Source organism: Amycolatopsis sp. NPDC054798 (assembly GCF_053611505.1).
The window spans coordinates 171858-189520 of sequence record NZ_JBSHAM010000001.1; the positions used below are offsets into that span (position 1 = coordinate 171858).

18 protein-coding genes are annotated in these 17663 nt (G+C 68.5%); 13 read left to right on the plus strand and 5 right to left on the minus strand.

Annotated elements, in window-relative coordinates; all coding sequences use genetic code 11:
• Positions 1-880: 880 nt before the first annotated feature.
• The 3 genes from ACWGIC_RS00870 to ACWGIC_RS00880 form a co-directional block, all read right to left on the minus strand.
• A complete protein-coding gene (locus tag ACWGIC_RS00870) occupies positions 881-1540 on the minus strand; it encodes a GGDEF domain-containing protein (protein WP_452073800.1) in 660 nt (219 codons plus the stop codon).
• Between the two features lie 114 nt (positions 1541-1654).
• Complete coding sequence (gene idi / locus ACWGIC_RS00875; protein ID WP_452073801.1) at positions 1655-2218, minus strand: isopentenyl-diphosphate Delta-isomerase; 564 nt, start codon at positions 2216-2218, stop codon at positions 1655-1657.
• Positions 2219-2354: 136 nt separating this feature from the next.
• Entirely contained in the window at positions 2355-3188 is an 834-nt protein-coding gene (locus ACWGIC_RS00880) for an alpha/beta fold hydrolase (protein WP_452073802.1), read from the minus strand.
• Positions 3189-3352: 164 nt separating this feature from the next.
• Here ACWGIC_RS00880 and ACWGIC_RS00885 point away from each other — a divergent pair, with 164 nt between their 5' ends.
• Positions 3353-3772 (plus strand): Hsp20/alpha crystallin family protein, encoded by a 420-nt coding sequence (locus ACWGIC_RS00885; protein WP_452073803.1) that lies wholly within the window; start codon positions 3353-3355, stop codon positions 3770-3772.
• Between the two features lie 186 nt (positions 3773-3958).
• On the opposite strand, the gene dusB is transcribed toward ACWGIC_RS00885, so the two are convergent.
• Complete coding sequence (gene dusB, locus ACWGIC_RS00890) at positions 3959-5095, minus strand: tRNA dihydrouridine synthase DusB (protein ID WP_452073804.1); 1137 nt, start codon at positions 5093-5095, stop codon at positions 3959-3961.
• Between the two features lie 61 nt (positions 5096-5156).
• Positions 5157-5741 (minus strand): hypothetical protein, encoded by a 585-nt coding sequence (locus ACWGIC_RS00895; protein WP_452073805.1) that lies wholly within the window; start codon positions 5739-5741, stop codon positions 5157-5159.
• 243 nt (positions 5742-5984) lie between these two features.
• Between ACWGIC_RS00895 and ACWGIC_RS00900 the strand changes: the two genes are divergently transcribed.
• Genes ACWGIC_RS00900 through ACWGIC_RS00955 form a run of 12 tightly spaced genes read left to right on the plus strand, consistent with a single transcriptional unit; the run spans position 5985 to position 17659 of the window.
• Positions 5985-6581 (plus strand): DUF4255 domain-containing protein, encoded by a 597-nt coding sequence (locus tag ACWGIC_RS00900; RefSeq protein WP_452073806.1) that lies wholly within the window; start codon positions 5985-5987, stop codon positions 6579-6581.
• Positions 6578-7435: a hypothetical protein gene (locus ACWGIC_RS00905; RefSeq protein ID WP_452073807.1), complete on the plus strand. Its 858-nt coding sequence runs from the start codon at positions 6578-6580 to the stop codon at positions 7433-7435. Before ACWGIC_RS00900 ends, ACWGIC_RS00905 begins: the two co-directional genes overlap by 4 nt.
• Positions 7428-9368 carry a phage tail sheath family protein gene (locus tag ACWGIC_RS00910; protein ID WP_452073808.1) on the plus strand — a complete coding sequence of 647 codons (1941 nt, stop codon included), beginning with the start codon at positions 7428-7430 and terminating at the stop codon, positions 9366-9368. Before ACWGIC_RS00905 ends, ACWGIC_RS00910 begins: the two co-directional genes overlap by 8 nt.
• Positions 9369-9397: 29 nt before the next feature.
• The gene (locus ACWGIC_RS00915) at positions 9398-9856 is read left to right on the plus strand and encodes a phage tail protein (protein ID WP_452073809.1); all 459 of its coding nucleotides are present in this window, start codon (positions 9398-9400) and stop codon (positions 9854-9856) included.
• Between the two features lie 4 nt (positions 9857-9860).
• Positions 9861-12497, plus strand: a complete 2637-nt coding sequence (locus tag ACWGIC_RS00920) for a hypothetical protein (RefSeq protein WP_452073810.1) — start codon at positions 9861-9863, stop codon at positions 12495-12497.
• A 1-nt stretch (position 12498) separates the two neighbouring features.
• The gene (locus ACWGIC_RS00925; protein WP_452073811.1) at positions 12499-12966 is read left to right on the plus strand and encodes a phage tail protein; all 468 of its coding nucleotides are present in this window, start codon (positions 12499-12501) and stop codon (positions 12964-12966) included.
• Complete coding sequence (locus tag ACWGIC_RS00930) at positions 12959-13675, plus strand: CIS tube protein (protein ID WP_452073812.1); 717 nt, start codon at positions 12959-12961, stop codon at positions 13673-13675. The genes ACWGIC_RS00925 and ACWGIC_RS00930 overlap by 8 nt, the downstream gene beginning before the upstream one ends.
• An 18-nt stretch (positions 13676-13693) precedes the next feature.
• Positions 13694-13855, plus strand: coding sequence for a hypothetical protein (locus ACWGIC_RS00935; protein WP_452073813.1), 162 nt, complete (start codon positions 13694-13696; stop codon positions 13853-13855).
• A gap of 1 nt (position 13856) precedes the next feature.
• The gene (locus ACWGIC_RS00940) at positions 13857-14936 is read left to right on the plus strand and encodes a phage late control D family protein (protein ID WP_452073814.1); all 1080 of its coding nucleotides are present in this window, start codon (positions 13857-13859) and stop codon (positions 14934-14936) included.
• Positions 14933-15643 (plus strand): phage baseplate assembly protein V, encoded by a 711-nt coding sequence (locus ACWGIC_RS00945; protein WP_452073815.1) that lies wholly within the window; start codon positions 14933-14935, stop codon positions 15641-15643. The genes ACWGIC_RS00940 and ACWGIC_RS00945 overlap by 4 nt, the downstream gene beginning before the upstream one ends.
• 10 nt (positions 15644-15653) lie before the next feature.
• Entirely contained in the window at positions 15654-17270 is a 1617-nt protein-coding gene (locus tag ACWGIC_RS00950) for a hypothetical protein (RefSeq protein ID WP_452073816.1), read from the plus strand.
• Positions 17267-17659 carry a GPW/gp25 family protein gene (locus ACWGIC_RS00955; RefSeq protein ID WP_452073817.1) on the plus strand — a complete coding sequence of 131 codons (393 nt, stop codon included), beginning with the start codon at positions 17267-17269 and terminating at the stop codon, positions 17657-17659. Before ACWGIC_RS00950 ends, ACWGIC_RS00955 begins: the two co-directional genes overlap by 4 nt.
• The last annotated feature ends 4 nt before the right edge of the window (positions 17660-17663 follow it).

Consider the following 17663-nt stretch of genomic DNA (forward strand, 5'->3'; position numbering starts at 1 on the left):
CTGGGTTGCCGAGCCCGTTCGCCCGTCTGCCGGTCGAGTCGGCGTCGTCTAGGACTGGCTCGCCGTGTCGGCCGCTGACGTGCCCGTTCGCCTGAGCGGCGTTGTCTTCGGGCTCGCTGTGGCGACGGCCGACGCCGTTGGCCCGTCTGCCGGTCGAGCCGGTGTCGTCTCCGTCCGGTTCGCCGTGCCGACCGCCGACCCCGTTGACCTGTCCGTTCGCCCGGACACCGCCCAGAGCTGAGTCATCTCCCGGCTCAGCGTGGCGGCTTCCGACGCCGTTGGCATGCCCGTTCGCTCGCCGTCGGCCCGGTTCGGCGGGCGAACCGGCGTGACCGTTCGCCCCCAGATAGCCAGCGTCCGGCTCCGCCCGCCGTCGTCCCGGTTCGGGCTGTTCGGCGTCGGCCCGGCGTCGGCCCGGTTCTGCCCGGCGCGCACCGGGTTCCGCGAGCCGGCTCACCGGCTCCGAATGCCGTGTCCCGGGATCTTCGGTGAAGGCTGGCCGTTCTCCGGTATGCCGCGCGACCACGTCGGACACGCTGATGCCGCCGTGAGTGTCCATCGAACGGCGACGTCCGCCGCGGGGGCGTGCCGTGGTGTCGGAATGGCGACCGGTGCCGGGGGTGTTGCGCTCGTCGGGCACTCGGTCTCCTCTCGCACGTCAGGCGCCAGGCTGGGGCGGCTTACCTTTGAACACCCGGCGGCTTCGCCGGGTCTCCCAGGACTCGTCGTACCGGGGGAGCTTTTCGTTATCGTACGGATACCCGCCGTTCGTGACGACACCCTCCCGCGAATTTCTTCACCATGCGTCGCCCTAAGGCGCACTGAAGCGGACGAACAGGTGAAGATCGGGTTCAGTGAATGGAGTAATCGCAGAGCTGCGTTACTCAGAGTGCGTAATTACCTGCGCGGTCTCGCGGTCGTGGAAAGCGACCTTGTTGCGGCCGGCCCGCTTCGCGGCGTAAAGGAGATTGTCGGCCCGGTGGAGCTGGCGCGGTCCGGATCCGGTGCCGTGCGCGAGGCCGACGCTGATCGTGACGCGCAGGCCCGGCTGGAGTTCTGACCAGGGATGACGGGCGACCCGAAGGCGGGCGGCGTCGGCGATCCGGACGGCGCCCCGGTGATCGATTCCCGGCAGGACGAGAGCGAATTCCTCGCCGCCGTACCGTGCGCAGAACGCATCGGCGGGCAGCCCCTCCTGCAGGAGATCGGCGACCCGGCAGAGGACGCGGTCGCCGAGAAGGTGACCGTACGTATCGTTCACGGACTTGAACCGGTCCAGGTCGACCAGGGCGACGGCGACCGCGGCCGGCAGTTCGGGCAGCCGCTGATCGAGGTAGCGGCGGTTGTAGCTGGAGGTGAGCGGATCGCGCAGGCTGCCCGCTCGCGCGATGTCAAGCGCGGAGCGCAGATGCCGGTAGGCCCGCCGCCAATCGCCGCGCGTCGCGAACAGGTCCGCGATGGACTCGTGCAACGTGAGCAGGTCTGGCGTGGTCTCCCCCGTTCCGAGCTCGTCGTCCGCCGACACTCTGACCTCCGCCACTCCATCGTTTTCGTCGTAAAGGAGCGGTGGCTTGAGTGATCGGTACGTACGAAGGTGAATTTCGCTCAAGTGGACGACGGAGTTCCGCTGATGTCACGCAGCGGAGTTCTCCGCTCAGAGCGCGGAGAAGGGCTTTTTGTCCTTGAGCTGCGCGAATTGATCACGAGCCCAGTAACTCGCGTCAGTACCCGGATCTGTGATCCACTGTGTGTAATCGGCCCAGGAAATCCATCGCCAGCCGCCCACTTCTTCGGGATTCGGCCGCGGATCGACGTCCGTCCACGCGGCGAACACCGGACAGAACTCGTTCTCCACGATCCCCTGAAAGGGCGGCGTGCGGTAGCGGTACGTGGGCAGCACGCACTCGAGGTCGTCGAGCCCGGGCAGTCCGAGTTCGTACGAAGCCCGCCGGCGCACGGCGTTCTCCAGCGGCTCGGCGGGAGCCGGGTGACCGCACACGCTGTTGGTCCACACCCCCGGCCACACCTTCTTGTGCGGCGCGCGCTGGGTGATCAGCAGGGCGTTGTCCGAACGGCGCAGGACGTAGCAGGAGAACGCGAGGTGCAGCCGCGTCTCCGCGTGATGACTGGCGAGCTTCGGCCCGGTCTCCCCGGTGGGCACGCCGTCCTCGGTCACGAAGACGACGCGTTCGGTTTCGGCTTCAATGCTGGTGTCCACTCCGGATACTGAACACCACGCACCTGACGGCCGATACCGCGAGCCGGGTGGCCGGTTCGCCCGATTCGAGTGTCGGGTCTTCACTCAACGCTCGAAGCCCCAGCCCGTCGAACGCGCGGCCGAACGAGCTGGGGTGTCACCGGCTTCCGAGATGCTCGACGATCAGCGAGGTCAATGCCTCCGGCGCTTCCTCCGGGACCCAGTGCGACACCTCCTCCAGCATCTCGAACCGATACGGCCCGGTGCACCAGTTCGCCGTGTCGAGCGCGGCGGTGGAACCGAACGCGACGTCCTCTGTGGACCACACGTACATCGCCGGCACCGAGATCTTGCCGATCTTTCCGCCCGGACGTCCGGCTCGGTACCAGTTCAGCGCGGCGGTGAGCGCACCCGGTTCGGACAGCCGTTGCACGTACTCGTCGATCTTGCTCGGCGGGACGCGCCGGTCGAAGATGTCACGCAGCGCTTTGGCGTTGTCGGCCAGCATGCGCCGCTCCGTCACGGGGGTCTGCCGCCACTCCGTCATGTAGGCCGACCGCAGGTGCTGGTCCTCGTCCGTCCGCATCGCCTCGGCGAGCGCGCCGGGGTGCGGCGTGGACACCACGGTGAGGCTGCGCAGCCGCTCCGGATGCTCGTCGGCCGCCCACCACGCGACCGCGCCGCCCCAGTCGTGGCCGACCAGGTCGAACTTGCTCCAGCCGAGCGCGTCGGCCATGGCCACGACGTCCGCCACCAGCGTCGCGATGCCGTATTCGGCCGGGCGCTCGGGCCGCACGTCCGGCGAATAGCCGCGCTGGTCCGGCGCGACCGCGCGGTAGCCGAGCACGCCGAGCGTCGCCACCTGGTGTTCCCACTCCACGGCGGCCTGGGGAAAGCCGTGCAGCAGCAGTACCGGGCGGCCGTCTTCGGGGCCGGCGGCGATGGCGTCGAAGACGGCCGCGTCGGTCGGGATGGTCAGCTGGTCGATCACGAGACGCACTCTACGGACCGGCACCGACAGTTCTGGCCGGTCTCGCGCCGCCGCTGTGATCTGAGCGACACGGGAACAAATAAGTTGAGTCGCGCGTTGGCAACTTTGCAAGGCTTGGTCAGCGCCCCGAGGCTGGCCGCAGTTGTCCGAAAGGGGATTCGACAATGCTGATCCGCACCGACCCGTTCACCCAGTTCGACCGCCTGACCCAGCAGTTCTTCGGCGGTCAGGGCACCGCGCAGCGCTCCGTTCCGATGGACGCCTACCGCGCCGGCGACGAGTACGTCGTCCAGTTCGACCTCCCGGGAATCGCCCGCGACTCCATTGACGTGAGCGTCGAGCGCAACGTGCTGACCGTCCGCGCCGAGCGCACGCCGGTCGCGGTCGAGGACGCACAGGTCCAGGTCTCCGAGCGGCCGCGCGGCAAGTTCTCGCGCCAGCTCTTCCTCGGAGACACGCTCGACACCACGCGCATCGCCGCGGACTACGTCGACGGCGTGCTGACGCTGCGCATTCCGGTCGCCGAGAAGGCCCAGCCGCGCAAGATCACCGTCGGCGGCGCGCCGCAGGAGATCGACGCCTGAGGCCGTGCACCCCAAGTTGTCCCCAGGTTGTCCACAGTGGGTTGTGGATAACCTGGGGGCAAATGCTATCTGGGCAGGTCAGCTGTGGTTCATGGTCGGCTGCCGGGTGCGCTGGCCACGTAGCTCCGGCCAAGCACGCTAGGCAGTCATCGAGCGCGGGAACCTGACCTTGAGCCGCAGCCGCGGTCAGCCGCCGGAGTGCATGTCTTCGGCCTCGGGGACGCAGTCGTCGTCCGGGTCGTCCAGCCAGCCGTGCGGGAGCGTCACCTTGCCCGGCGAGCCCTGCCGTCCGCGCGGACCGGTCGCGGCGGTCGGGAACGGGGCGTCGTGGTCGAGCTGGGCGATCAGGTCGTCCAGCTGGTTTAGGCTCGTCACCATCGCGAAGCCGCGTCGGAGTTCGGAGCCGACCGGGAAGCCCATCAGGTACCAGGCCATGTGCTTGCGGATGTCACGCATGGCCTTGTCCGGACCGTCGTGCTCGATCAGCAGTTCCGTGTGCCGCCGCAGGACCCGCGCGACCTCGCCGAGGTTCGGTCCCACTGGTATCTCACGACCTTGGAATGCGGCTTCCAGCTCACCGAACAGCCACGGCCGCCCGAGGCAGCCGCGTCCGACGACCACGCCGTCGCAGCCGGTCTCGGCGACCATGCGGAGCGCGTCGTCCGCGCTGAAGATGTCGCCGTTGCCCAGCACCGGGATGCTGGTGACGGCCTCTTTCAGCGCCGCGATCTTCGTCCAGTCGGCCTGACCCGAGTAGCGCTGCGCGGCCGTGCGCGCGTGCAAGCTGACGGCCGCCGCGCCCTCGGCTTCGGCGATGCGTCCGGCGTCAAGGAACGTCTGGTGGTCGTCGTCGATCCCGACACGGAACTTCACAGTGAACGGAACGCCGCCCTCAGCCGCGGCTTTCGCCGACTCGCGCACGATGTCCGCGAACAGCCGCCGCTTGAACGGCAGCGCCGCACCGCCGCCCTTGCGCGTCACTTTCGCGACAGGACAACCGAAGTTGCTGTCCACGTGGTCGGCGAGGCCTTCGCCGACGATGATCCGCACGGCCTCGGCCATGGTCTTCGGGTCGACGCCGTAGAGCTGCATGGACCTGGGCTTTTCGTTCTCGCCGAAGGTCATCATGTGCATGGTGCCGGGGTGGCGTTCGACGACCGCGCGGGCGGTGATCATTTCGCAGACGTAGATGCCCGCGCCGTACTCCTGGCAGAGCTGCCGGAACGCCACGTTGGTGATGCCCGCCATCGGAGCGAGCACGACGGGGGGATCGACCTGGTAGGGGCCGATCTTCAACGTGGGCGCGGTCAAGGTGGCAGTCACGCTTCCATTGTCGCTCGTGGTGTCAGTCACGCCGAACCGGCCCGCTGGTGCCTTTAGCGGGTCATTTCTTCCAGACGGTTACTTGTGTGCGAAGCGTGTTACCCATCGACATCACGTTCAGGAGGAAGATGCGTCCTTCCGCACTGCGCCCGCACACTTGGTTGTCCTTCATGACACGGGTCTGGTTGGAGCCGTCGGCGTCGACAGCCGACGCGCACTCTTTCTTGCCGGGCTGTCCGCTCCGCTTCCAGGAGGTCAACTTGGTGTTGCCGTTGACGTAGAGGAGGCCATCGCCGAGGTACTGGATGTATTCACCGTCGGTGTAGTTCGGAGGGCTGATGTCAAAGTTGAACTTGCCCCATTCAAGTTCACCTGACCAGTAAGTCTCGTCGTCGAGCTTCGCCGACCCCGGGTTCGACGTGGGGGCGTCTGACGATCGAGCCGCGGGGGCCGCTGTCACGGTCACTGTCGCTGGCGTTGCCGTCGTTGTCACCGGAGATGACGGTTTCGCCTCTGGTGCGCTGCTCCGGCCAATGAAGAAGCCAGCACTGGCCAATGCTGTGACGAGTGCCGCGATGGCGGTGATCCACTTGTGCCCAAGTTCTCCCCAGCCGGTTTTCTTCGGCGTTTCACTACCCTCACTCATCGTGCCCCCCTCGGCCTGACGTGATCGGCCCAGCACTCTACGACGTCAGCTCTGGCGGTACGGGGGTGCACCGCCGTATTGCTCATTCTCCGGCAGGCCCACGGCTCTGAAGTCGGCAGATGCGGTCGCCACCGGCAGACCAGACCCCCCACCCAGCTTTTTGTGACGCCGGAGCCGACGCGCCGGTGACGCCTCCTCGGGACAGTCATCCCATCGCACGGATCGGGACCGGAGGTCAGGAAGATGGCGACTTTCGCTGGCATCGCCGCTGCGAGCAAGGCCGTGCTCGGCCTGCTTGAAAGCGCGGCCGCGACCGAGCCTGAATTCGCCACGGCGGCGTTCTCGCTGTATGGCTCCGGCGATCTGCAACGGCCGATCAGCGATCGGCTCACCGTGTCGCTCTACCTCTACCACGTGGGCGTCAACGGTTCGCGCCGCGCGGCGCCCGGCAGGGTGGACGCGAGCGGGATCCGGCACGGGCCGCCGCTCCCGCTCGACCTGCATTACCTGCTGACCGCCTGGTCGAAGGACGCCACTACCCAGCAGCGGCTCCTCGGCTGGTGCGTCCGGGTCCTGCACGACACCCCGACGCTCCCCGCCGGGGTGCTGAACTCGCACGCCCCCGCCGAAGCGTTTCGCACCGGCGAGACGGTCGACCTGGTCTGGGAGAACCTTTCCCAGCAGGACATCTTCGACATCTGGGACGTGGCACGGGCGAACCAGCAACCCTCGGCCGCCTACCTGGTCCGGATCGTCGAGATCGAGTCCGTCCGAGACCTCGCTGAGGGCCAGCTGGTCCAGACCACTGACCTCCGGTACGAGACGGCGGTGCCGTCGTGACGCCTCCCGCGATCGGCGAGCCGATCACCAGGGTCGCTCCGCTCGGGATCCGGTTTTCCGACGCCGCCACCGGGAATTCCGCCGGTTCCGGCTTGCGCGTCGCGCATCGCGGGGGCGTCGCGGGAGAGTCGCCGTCGGGGGTTTACGTCCTGCGCGGACTGCCCGGTCTCGGCGCGACCGAACGCGGCGACGGCACGGCCGCGTTCTGGGCGCACCCGCCGGTGACCGGCGAGTACCGCGTCGAGGTGACGGATCCGGCCGGGCGGTTCCTGCCCACTGGGTTCACCGTCACCGCGCCTACTCGCGGCCTGTTCGCCCCCGCTTGCGTGTTCTCCGCGCCGGAAACCTGGCGCCCGCCACCGCTGACGGTGCCCCTGTTTTCCACCGCCGCCCGTCCGGTGCCCGCCGGGATGGCGGTCGTGCGGGCCCAGCTCGAACAGAGCGGGGTTCCCCGCCCCTGGGCGGTCCTGGAGGTGGTGGCTCCGGACGGCAAAACCCGGCTGGGCGTGGCCGATGGAAACGGCCTGGTCACCGTGCTGCTGCCGTATCCAGAGCCGCCGCGGCTGAATCTTTCCGCGGCCGCGCCCGCCACCGTTCCACTGTCCGAACAGGACTGGACGCTTGGGGTTCGTGCCTACACAGGCCCGGTTCCGGTCGCCGCGCCCGGTGGGATTCCCGATCTCTGCGCAGTTCTCGGTCAGCCGCTGGCCCGCCTGCTGGCCGACGAGGCAGGCACCCCGCTCACCTCGGTCCTGCTCCGGTACGGGCGAGAGCTGGTCGTGCGCACGGCGGGCCGCTCCAGCCTCCTGATCGCCTCCATTCCACCTGTTGCCCAAGGGAGTCCGCATGCCTGAATACCTCGCGCCCGGCGTCTACGTGGAGGAAGTCTCTTTCCGCAGCAAGTCCATCGAAGGCGTCAGCACCACGACCACCGCGTTCGTCGGCCCCGCCCGCTACGGGCCGGTGGCGGGCGATCCGCCGTTGCTGACCAGCTTGCTCGACTTCGAGCGCACCTACGGGGACCGCGGGCGGCTCGTCTTCTCCGACGCCGGGACGACACACAACTATCTGTGGCATTCGGTGCGCGCGTTCTTCGAGAACGGCGGCGCGCGGCTGTATGTCCAGCGTGTCTTCAAAGCGGGTGCCACTACCGGGACGGCCGAGGCCTACCTTCTGGCACCGTCGACCGCCACCCCGCCCGTTCCGCCGACCGATGCCCAGAAGGCCGCCACCCTTCAGGTAAGCGCGCGTTTCCCTGGTGTGGCAGGAGAACGGCTCGTCCGGTTCACCTTGCAGCGCGGGCAGAACATCCTCGCGGCCGGCGACGTGCTCAACGGGCTGCAAAACCTCGATGTGGTGTGGATCGGCCCGCTCGGCACCGACACCACCGGCCCGGCCCGGGGCTTTTACCTGGCCAAAGCTCCGGTCGGCGGCGGTTCGTGGACCTTTGAGTCCATTGTGGCCAGTCCGCCGCCGACTCCCGGCGCGGCAGGTGCCGGGCGCGGTGCCAACGCCGACGCGGCCGCGGCGGCGCCGGTTCCGAAGGCCGGCCGCGACCAGGTGGCGATCGTGACCGTGAAGGTGTCGGACTTCCCGGCCGATCCGAACACGAGCCCCGGCAGCTGGTCCGGTCTGCCGCTGGATCCTGGCCACCAGCGCGCCGGCCAGCCCGACTCGCTGTCCGCGTACTTCGCCGAGCGCCCGGCCAATCGCGGCCTTGCCCTCACCCTGCCGATCGTGATCAAGGCAGGAGCCACGGTGCTGAACGGCGGCGACGCGCTGAAGGCGTTCTTCGCCGCCAAAGCCGGACTCCTCGACAAGCTCGACAAGGCTGACAGCACCGACGCGGATCGGTCCGTCGACCTCCATCTCACCGGCGGAAACGACGGCATACGACCGACGCCTTCGGAGTACGAAGGCGGTGCCGGTCTCGACGACAAGACTGGTCTGAAAGCCTTTGAGGACATCGACGACATCTCGATCGTCGCCGCGCCCGGCTCGACTTTTGGCTTCGAAAACAACTACAAGTCCAGTGCCGCGACGATCGCCAGCCTGCTGGTGGGCCACTGCGAACGGATGCGCTATCGCATCGCCGTCCTCGACTCCGGCGACGGCCAGTCCATCGCACAGGTGCGTGCGATGCGGGCGGCGATCGACTCGACGCACGCCGCGTTCTACTACCCCTGGGTGACCGCGCTCGACCCGGTGACCCAACAGGAGATCCAACTTCCGCCCAGCGGGTTCGTCAGCGGGATCTACGCACGCAACGACATTCAGCGCGCGGTGTACAAGGCGCCTGCCAACGAGGTCGTCACGCTCGCGCTCGGCTTCGAGAAGACGTTGAACAAGGCGCAGCAGGATGTGCTGAACCCCGAGGGCATCAACTGCTTCCGGTTCTTCGCCGACCGCGGGAACCGGCTGTGGGGCGCGCGAACCGCGACCTCGGACCCGGAATGGAAGTACGTCAACCTCCGGCGCTACTTCGCCTACTTGGAGCATTCGATCGACCGGGGCACCCAGTGGGCGGTGTTCGAGCCCAACGGCGAACGGCTCTGGGCCAACGTGCGGCACACCGTCGAAGACTTCCTGCTCAACGAATTCCTCAACGGCGCCCTGCTCGGAACCAAGCCGGAGCAGGCCTACTTCGTCAAATGCGACCGCAGCACGATGAGCCAGAACGACCTGGACAACGGACGGCTGGTCTGCCTGGTCGGGGTCGCCCCGCTGCGCCCGGCCGAGTTCGTGGTCTTCCGCATCGGGCAGATGACCGCCGACGCCAAGAATTGACCCGACAGTCCACAAAGGAGTCACCCGTCATGGCTGTTACCCGAGCAGACCGGCCCTATGTCCAGTTCAACTTCCAAGTCGACCTCGGCGACGGCACGGCCGTCGATTCCCCGCTGGCCGGTTTCCAGGAGATGAGCAACGTCGGCATGGAGGTCACCGTCGCGGAGTACCGCAACGGAAACGACGGCCGCAACAGCGTCCGGAAGATCACCGGGCTGAACAAGACCACCGACGTCACCATGAAACGCGGCGTCATCGGCGCGGTCGACCTGTACCGCTGGCTGAACCAGATCCGCAACGGCGAACAGCAGGCCCGCCGGACCGTCCGGATCCATCTGCTCAACGAGGAACGTTCCCAGGTCGTACTGACCTGGACGCTGTACGAAGCGCGGATCATCAAACACGTCAGCGGTCCGTTCAACGCGAAGGGCACCGACGTCGCGATCGAGGAACTCACCCTCAGCTCCGAGTTCATGGAAGTCGCGTGACCAGATGACTCTTGCTCAGCGCCGGCTGCCTGGCGTTTCGTTCCAGGCGCGGCCTTCGCAGTCCGCGGAGGCCCTGCCTCGCATGGACATCGCGGGGTTCACCGGGTTCGCTCGCACCGGTCCGCTCGGCGTCCCTGTCGTGGTCGAGGACAGCACGCGGTTCACCGAGATCTTCGGCGGGCGGGCGGAGCTGTTCCGTGACGCGGTCTCGGGCAAGCCGGTGACCGGGTACCTGGAGCCCGCCGTGCGCGCGTTCTTCGCCAACGGAGGTAAACGGTGCTGGGTGGTCAGGGTGGCGGCGCGCAGTGCTGTGCGTTCGGCCTTCCCAGTGCCGGGAGTGGCGGTTCTCGATGCTGACGGATTCCCAGTGCAGGCCGAGTTCTTCGCGCGGTCGGCCGGTGGCTGGGCCGACGACTTGACGGTGTCGGCGGGGCTGCTGGCCCGGCGGGTGCGCGCGGAGGACGTTGTCTTCGGCGCGTCCGTGAGCTGTGTCGTGCGCGGCCACGACGCGGTGCGGGCCGGTGATCTGATCCGGGTCGCCTATCCGGCGAAACGGCTGACCGGGATGTTCGTCGTCCGCTCGGCCGAAGCGCGGCCCGGTGTCACGGTCGTGACCGGCGAGCTTCCGTTGTTGTTCCAGGAAACGGTTTTGGGCGCTCCGGCGCAAGGTTCCGCGCGCTGGGGTACGAACACCGTTTCGGTGACTGTCGCCGACGATCCCGCTCGCGACCCTGGGGACGTCGTCGCGACGCTGTCTGTGCCGCTCACTGATCCGCCTGCCGCCGGGACGTTCGTGCGGCTGGACCTCGGCAGCCGGGGACGCGCCCAGTTGCTCGTGCGTGAGGCGAAGGCCGCGGCCGGGCCGTCGGGGCGCGCGCTGGTGTCCGGGCGGCTGATCCGGCCGGTGCCCCCGCCGCCTGCCGCTGAACTCGCGACACCGGCCACGACAGCTGTCTTGACCATGGAACTGCGGGCCAGGAACGGTACCGAGACGGCTGCTGTGCTCGGTGACCTCGGGCTCGCGCCCGCGCATCCTCGGTACGCCGGGGCGTTGCCGACCGATGAGCAACTCTACGCCGGATTGTCCACACTGGACGAACGGAGACGGGAACCCGTGCCACCGTTGTGGGCAGCCGTTACGACTCCGCGATACCCGCTTGCCGGGCCAGTCGGGACGCCGGTGCTCTACCCGATCGGCCTGTCAGTAAGTGACGGCCGGACCTACGTCGGTGCCGTGGCGAGCCCCGGACGGCGACTGGAACGGGACGGGCTGGCGAAGTTCGACCCGAGCCTGTTCCTCGACCCGGCGCTCGCCGACGCCGGGACCGCCACGGTGTTGCCCACCGCGGAGTTCCTGCGCGACCAGAGCGAGCACCCCCGGCCGCTGGTCGGAATCCACGCGTTGCTCGGCGTCGACGAGGTCACCGTGGTCGCAGTGCCCGACGCGGTGCACGCAGGCTGGGATCCTGTCGCCCCACCCCCGGCGCCCACGCCGCCCGCGCACGAGCCGTACGTCCGGCCGGATCCGTGTAGTCACCAAGGCCAGGATTTCGAGGCACAGCAGAGCCGGGCGTTGCCTTCGCCGGTGCTGAATCTGATTTCCGCCGGTGCTCCTGGCGACATCCACCTCAGCTGGCAGGCACCTGCCGGTGCGACCTCAGTGCTTGAAGAGACTGTGGACCCGTTGTCCTGGAAGACGGCGAGGGAGGTCTATCGAGGTGGCGCCACCACGGTCGACCTCTACGGCCGCAGCCCGGGGACGTACTGCTACCGAGTGCGGGTCGAGACCGTGGAGAGCGCCAGCGACTGGTCGAACGGTGTCGCTGTCGCGATTGTGAGCGGCGAGCCGTGGGCAGAGAAGTCCGAAGTGGATGGTGCGGGTCTGGTGTCGATACAGCGGGCGATGACGAGGATGTGCGCCGCCCGCGGCGACCAGTTCGCCTTGCTCACCTTGCCAAACCGCTACCGAGCAGCCGAGGCCATCGCTCATACCAGCCAGCTCCGCGCCGCCGTGGCGGAGGAGCGCACGCTCGGCTTCGCCGGGGTTTACCATCCTTGGCTGTCCATTTCGGACGATACTGGCACCGTTCGCGACCTGCCTCCGGACGGGGCCACCGCGGGGGTCTTCGCGACCAGGGCGCTCGGCCGAGGGGTGTGGGTCGCCCCGGCCAACGTCGCGCTGACCGGAGTGGTCGCGTTGACCCCGCGGTTCCGGCAGGCCGAGTACCAGGGACTGCAGGACGCCGGGGTGAACCTGGTGCGTCAGGAACCGCGAGGATTTCTGACGCTGTCGGCCGACACTCTGTCGCAGGATCCCGACCTCCGCCCGATCCCGGTGCGGCTGCTGCTTTCTCTGCTGCGGCGCGTCGCCGTCCGGGAGGCTCCGGCGTTCGTGTTCGAGCCCAATGGCGACGCTGTCGGACGGCACCTGCGGCTCAAGCTCGAAGCGATCCTGTCCGGGTTGCTGGCGCGCGGCGCGTTCGCCGGAGCCACCCGGGCGCAGTCCTTTCAGGTGCGCACATCCGCGAACGAGGAGCGACTGGTGGTCGAACTGCGCGCCGCACCTTCCGTCCCGCTGCGGTTCCTGCTGGTGCGCCTGGTGCACGCCGGTGACGGCGAGCTGACCGTGGACGGGGTGTGAAATGACCGGCTATCCGTTTTCCGGCTTTAACTTCACCGTCTCCATCGTCCCCGACGGTGCTTCCGCGCCGCTGTGCGAAGCCTCGTTCGCCGAATGCGACGGGCTGGAGATGAACCTGGACGTGAAGACCATCCGCGAGGGCGGCAACAACGGCGTCCAGATCAAGCTGGCCGGGCCGGTGACCTACGGCCAGCTCACGCTCAAACGCGGGATGACCGACGGCTTCGATCTGTGGCACTGGTTCGAGCGGGTGGCCTTCGACCCGAAGGTGCGGGCGACCGGCGAGGTCGTCCTGCTCGCCGAGGACCGGCGGACCGTGCGGGCCGGATTCACGCTCGGCCGGTGTATTCCGTTGAAGCTCAAGGCTCCCGCGTTCAACGCCAAGGACGGGATCGTCGCCGTCGAGGAGATGCAACTGGGGTACGAGTCGCTGACCCTGCGCCCGCCGGAAGGAGGAACCGATGGCTGAACCGGCCACGTTGAGCAAGGCCAAGCTCGTCGAACTGGACGCGAAGTTCACGAACCCGCTCCCCGGCGGCAAACAGGTCGAGGTGCAGTTCAACCCGGAATCGCTCAAGGTCAGCTACACCACCAAGACCGAACAGCCCGCCAGCGCGGGCGACCAGAACGGCAACCCGCCCCGGCAAGTGATCGGTGCCGGGCTGACGAAGCTCGCGCTGCAGCTGTGGTTCGACGTCAACGCGCCGGGAGCCCGCGGGGTCCAGGACGTCCGCGAACTTACCGGCGGGGTCTCCTACTTCATGATTCCCCGTAGGTCCACAGTGGACCCGAAGGCGCAACCGGTACCGCCTGGCCTGAGTTTCGTCTGGGGCACCTTCACGTTCGCCGGGGTGATGGATTCGCTGGAAGAATCCCTCGACTTCTTCTCCCCGGACGGCCGCCCCCTGCGAGCTTCCCTTTCGCTGACCCTGTCCGGGCAAATGGAAATCGCCAAACTGGCGGGCAGTCCCTCAGGGACGGCCGCGGCCGGACCGACAGCGGGTACGAAGCCGTTGACCAAGGCACCCGCGGGTGTCTCACTGCAGAACCTGGCCGCGAGTGCCGGAGCCGCCGTCAGCTGGCAGGCGATCGCGACGGCCAACGGGATCGAAAACCCGCGGCTGCTCGCCCCAGGCCAGCTGCTCGACCTGAACGCCGGCCTGGCCGCGCGGTTCTGAACGCCGAGGAGAACAAAGATGACCGTGCTGATCAACGAAGTCGACATGGTGGCGGCCGAACCACACCCGCCGGTGGAAACGTCGCAGGGCAAGGAGTTCACCCCGGAACAGGCCGAGCTGCTGGTGGTGCGCGCCGCCGTCGTCCGCGCCGAGCGCGCAGAACGGCTGAGGGCGTACTGAAATGACTGCGACGACGGAAATCCGGCCGAGGCTCGCGTCCTCGCGCCCGACGGTGGCGATCGGCGGCCGAGCCAGTGCCGAACTCGCCGAAGCCCTGCTGCGGTTGCGGATCCACGAGAACACCGAAGGTCTGTTTTCCGGTGAGGCGACCTTCGGCAACTGGGGGACCAAGGAAAACCGGCTGACCTTCCTCTACTTCGGACGCGACGTGCTCGAGTTCGGCAAGGAGCTGGTGATCGGACTCGGTGCCGACGTGCTCTTCCGCGGCCGGATCTCCGGCATCGAGGGCGACTACCCGGCCGGTGGCGGCGCGCGGATCACCGTGCTGGCCGAGGACCGTGCCCAGGACCTGCGGATGACCCGCCGCACCAGAACGTTCACCGACGTCACCGATGCCGACGTGGTGACCCGCGTCGCCGCTGAACACGGGCTGGCCGCGGACGTCCGGCTCACCGGGCCGAAACACCGCGTCCTGGCTCAGCTCAACCAGAGCGACCTGGCGTTCCTTCGCGATCGGGCCCGTGCCGTGGACGCCGAACTGTGGACCGACGGCGCCAAGCTGGTCGCCAGGGCTCGTGCGGATCGGCACAGCCCGCCGTTGAAACTGGGCTACGGCAACGAATTGCGCGAGTTCACCGTGCTCGCCGACCTTTCCGGTCAGCGCGCGAGCGTGACGGTGGGCGGCTGGGACCGCGCGGGAGGGCGGGCGATCGCCGAGACCGCGGGTCCCTCCGTGCTCGGTGGTGAGCTTGCCGGGGGCACCGGGGGTTCGCGGCTGCTCGCGGACACCTTGGGGGAGCGCAAGGAGTCCGTGGTGCAGAGTGCGCCCGTCAGCACCGGAGAGGCGCGGAGCACCGCGGAAACCCTGTACCGGCGGATCGCGCGCCGCTTTGTGACCGCGCGAGGCGTGGCCGAGACGTCGAGCCGGTTGCGAACCGGTGCCACGGTGAGCCTTGGCGCGCTGGGCGGATTGTTCTCGGGCGAGTACTACGTCACCGAGGTCACCCATCTGTTCGACGGTGAGATCGGCCTGCGCAGCGAGTTCCGTGCCGAACGCGCGTGGCTGGGGGCCGCGTCGTGACCGGGGTGTTCGACGAGACGCTGCGGGCGGCGTTCGTCGCCGAGCGACTGGACCGGTGGTTCGGCGTGTACCCGGCGCTGGTCACCGACGTCAAGGATCCGGAAGGCCAAGGCGGCGTTGAGGTTTCCCTGCCGTGGGCTCCCGACAACGGCGGGTCGTCCTACCGCGCCTGGGCACGGCTCGCGACGCTGATGGCGGGCGGCGGGCGGGGCACTTGGTTCGTGCCGGAGGCCGGGGACGAGGTGCTGATCGCTTTCGAGGCAGGCGATCCACGGAGGCCGTACGTCGTCGGCTCGCTGTGGAACGGCGCGGCCCACCCGCCGGTCGCGATGGACGGTGCCGGGCGCAACGACAAACGGGTGATCCGCTCGCGCAGCGGGCACAAGATCACCTTCGACGACACCGGCGGCGGCGAAACGCTGACCGTGGAAACGCCTGGCGGGCAGAAGGTCGTGCTGGCGGACGTACCCGCGTCGGTCACGGTCTCCGACGCGGGCGGCAACTCCGTGAAGCTCGAAGCCGCCGGGATCACGATCTCCAGCTCCGCCAAGGTCACCGTCTCCGCCGCGACGATGGAGATCTCCGCCGCGACGCTGACCGTCAACGCGGGGATGTCGACGTTCAACGGAGTTACCAAGGCCGACACCGCCCTCGCGAGCACCGTCGTCGGCACCGCCTATACCCCCGGCGCAGGGAACATCTGGTGAGGGGGCGGAGATGAGCAGTTCGGTGCACTGGGTAACCGGCTCCCCATTGTGGGCGTCGGCCACCGCGACGGTCGCGGCCGGGGACTCCGACGGCATGCGCCGTCCCGCGCTGCTGCGGTTCGCCTCCGATTCCTTTATGGACGATCTGGCCGCTATCCTGCGGGACCGGTCCGCCGAACTCGCGGAGCGGGTCGCGAAGCCGGTCAGCTTCCGCAACCGTCCGCCGGGTGCGCCTGCACAGGGCTGGCCCCCGCCGCTCGACGTGCTGAAGCTGTATCAGCCATTGCACGGTGACTTCAACCTCGTGGTGGCGTCCCTGGTCTGCGGGCACACCGGCCTGCCGGACCACACGGTGCGGCTCGCCGACGGAGAACGGGCCGGGTTCGTGTTCCGGCGCCTTGACACCGCGGGCGGCGAACTGGCGTGGGCGACCGAACCCGCGGACCCGGCGGCCCGCAGCTGGCTGCCCGTCCCCGCCGGGCAAGAGTCCACTGTGGTCGACGGCGAGGAATTGTTCCCGCTTTTTCCCGTGGTGTATCCGGATCAGGACCGGAAGCGGCGGCTGTTCGCCGGTTTGGTGCCGGTGTCGAGCCGGGAGACCTTCCGCGCCGCGGGCAGGCTCGAGCCGTTCCCGCCGCGCGGACTACCCGGCGGCACGGCCGATGCGGACCCGCGCCGGACCGAGTTCGACTCGGCGGTGCTCGGACCGTTGACCGAACTCAGGCGTCCCGATCCCGCGCACACCATCCCTGGACCGCTCCGGCTCGAAGGCTCCGCGTTCCTGTTGCTCGACTTCTCGGACCTGTTGCGGCGTCACCTTCCGCTGCTGTGGCAAGCGTTGAGTTCGGCGACCCGTCCGACGTCTGCTGCGCTTGGTCCGCTCTACGACGATCTAGCGTCCACTGTGGACCCAGTCGCTGGACTGACGTGGCGTGCCGCGCTGCTTGACGCCGCCGCGCAATGGGCGGCTATCACCGGCGAGCCCGGCAGTGGTGCCCCCAGGCTTCGCTGTGACGTGTCGAATTCGACGCTGGTCGTACCGGCCACTTCGGACAATGACCCGCTCGCGGTGCGGCTGCGGGAACACCTCTACGCAGCGCTTTCCTCGGGTGCCGCGCCTCCCGCCGGGACCCCGGGTGACCTGCCGGTGCCCAAAATCGAGTCGACCGGCGAAGCGCGGTACGTGATCCGCTGCGTCTACCGTCGGCCCCGCTGCGCGCCGCGGCCGGTCGACATCGTCAGCAGGCCGACGTCCCCGTTCGCCATCGCCCAGGTCTTCGACCCCGACGCGCCCGCCCGCACCATCCGCATCCCGCTGCCGGTCGACACCGGCGTCAAAGACCTCCGGAAGTTCCGCAAAGGCGTCGGTTTCCTGTTGTCCAACCAGCTGCGCGGCCAGCTCGACCGGATCACGGACCTGAAGAAGGCGATGAACGGCAATGTCGCGAACGAAGAGTCCTGGGATCTCGGGGTGGTCTGCCAGTTTTCCATCCCGGTCATCACGATCTGCGCGCTGATGGTGCTGATCGTGTTCGTCTTCCTGCTCAACATCGTTTTCTTCTGGAGTTCGTTCTTCCGGCTCTGCTTTCCGGTCCCGCTGCGATCGAAGTCGAGGTCGAAGCCGTGACCGGGCAAGGGTTTCTGGGTCGCGGCATCGCCTTCCCGCCGCGGGTCGGCGCGGACGGGAGGCTGGCGTGGTCGGCCGGGGAGGACAACATCCGCGAGTGCGTCCGGATCGTGGTCGGCACCAGCCCCGGAGAGCGGCTGCGGCTGCCCGAATTCGGCGGCGGGGCGGCCGAGTACCTGTTCGAACCCAACTCGACCGGGACCCGCCATCAGCTCGCGGACCGGATCCGGCGCGCGATCGGCGAATGGGAGCCCCGGATCCTGGTGCGTTCGGTCGCGGTGGAGCCGGATCCCGAAGACCAGGAAGCCGCCGTGGCCACCGTGACCTACCAGCTGGTCGCGACGCAGGCCGTGGCGAAAGTATCCGTCTCCATCGCGGTGAAGGGGTGAGGGC

Coding starts and splice junctions, on each gene's coding strand:
- ACWGIC_RS00930 (WP_452073812.1), top strand. CDS start 12,959: ATGGCTGAACCGGCCACGTTGAGCAAGGCCAAGCTCGTCGAACTGGAC.
- ACWGIC_RS00935 (WP_452073813.1), top strand. CDS start 13,694: ATGACCGTGCTGATCAACGAAGTCGACATGGTGGCGGCCGAACCACAC.
- ACWGIC_RS00900 (WP_452073806.1), top strand. CDS start 5,985: ATGGCGACTTTCGCTGGCATCGCCGCTGCGAGCAAGGCCGTGCTCGGC.
- ACWGIC_RS00940 (WP_452073814.1), top strand. CDS start 13,857: ATGACTGCGACGACGGAAATCCGGCCGAGGCTCGCGTCCTCGCGCCCG.
- ACWGIC_RS00915 (WP_452073809.1), top strand. CDS start 9,398: ATGGCTGTTACCCGAGCAGACCGGCCCTATGTCCAGTTCAACTTCCAA.
- ACWGIC_RS00950 (WP_452073816.1), top strand. CDS start 15,654: ATGAGCAGTTCGGTGCACTGGGTAACCGGCTCCCCATTGTGGGCGTCG.
- ACWGIC_RS00885 (WP_452073803.1), top strand. CDS start 3,353: ATGCTGATCCGCACCGACCCGTTCACCCAGTTCGACCGCCTGACCCAG.
- ACWGIC_RS00925 (WP_452073811.1), top strand. CDS start 12,499: ATGACCGGCTATCCGTTTTCCGGCTTTAACTTCACCGTCTCCATCGTC.
- ACWGIC_RS00895 (WP_452073805.1), bottom strand. CDS start 5,741: ATGAGTGAGGGTAGTGAAACGCCGAAGAAAACCGGCTGGGGAGAACTT.
- ACWGIC_RS00920 (WP_452073810.1), top strand. CDS start 9,861: ATGACTCTTGCTCAGCGCCGGCTGCCTGGCGTTTCGTTCCAGGCGCGG.
- ACWGIC_RS00910 (WP_452073808.1), top strand. CDS start 7,428: ATGCCTGAATACCTCGCGCCCGGCGTCTACGTGGAGGAAGTCTCTTTC.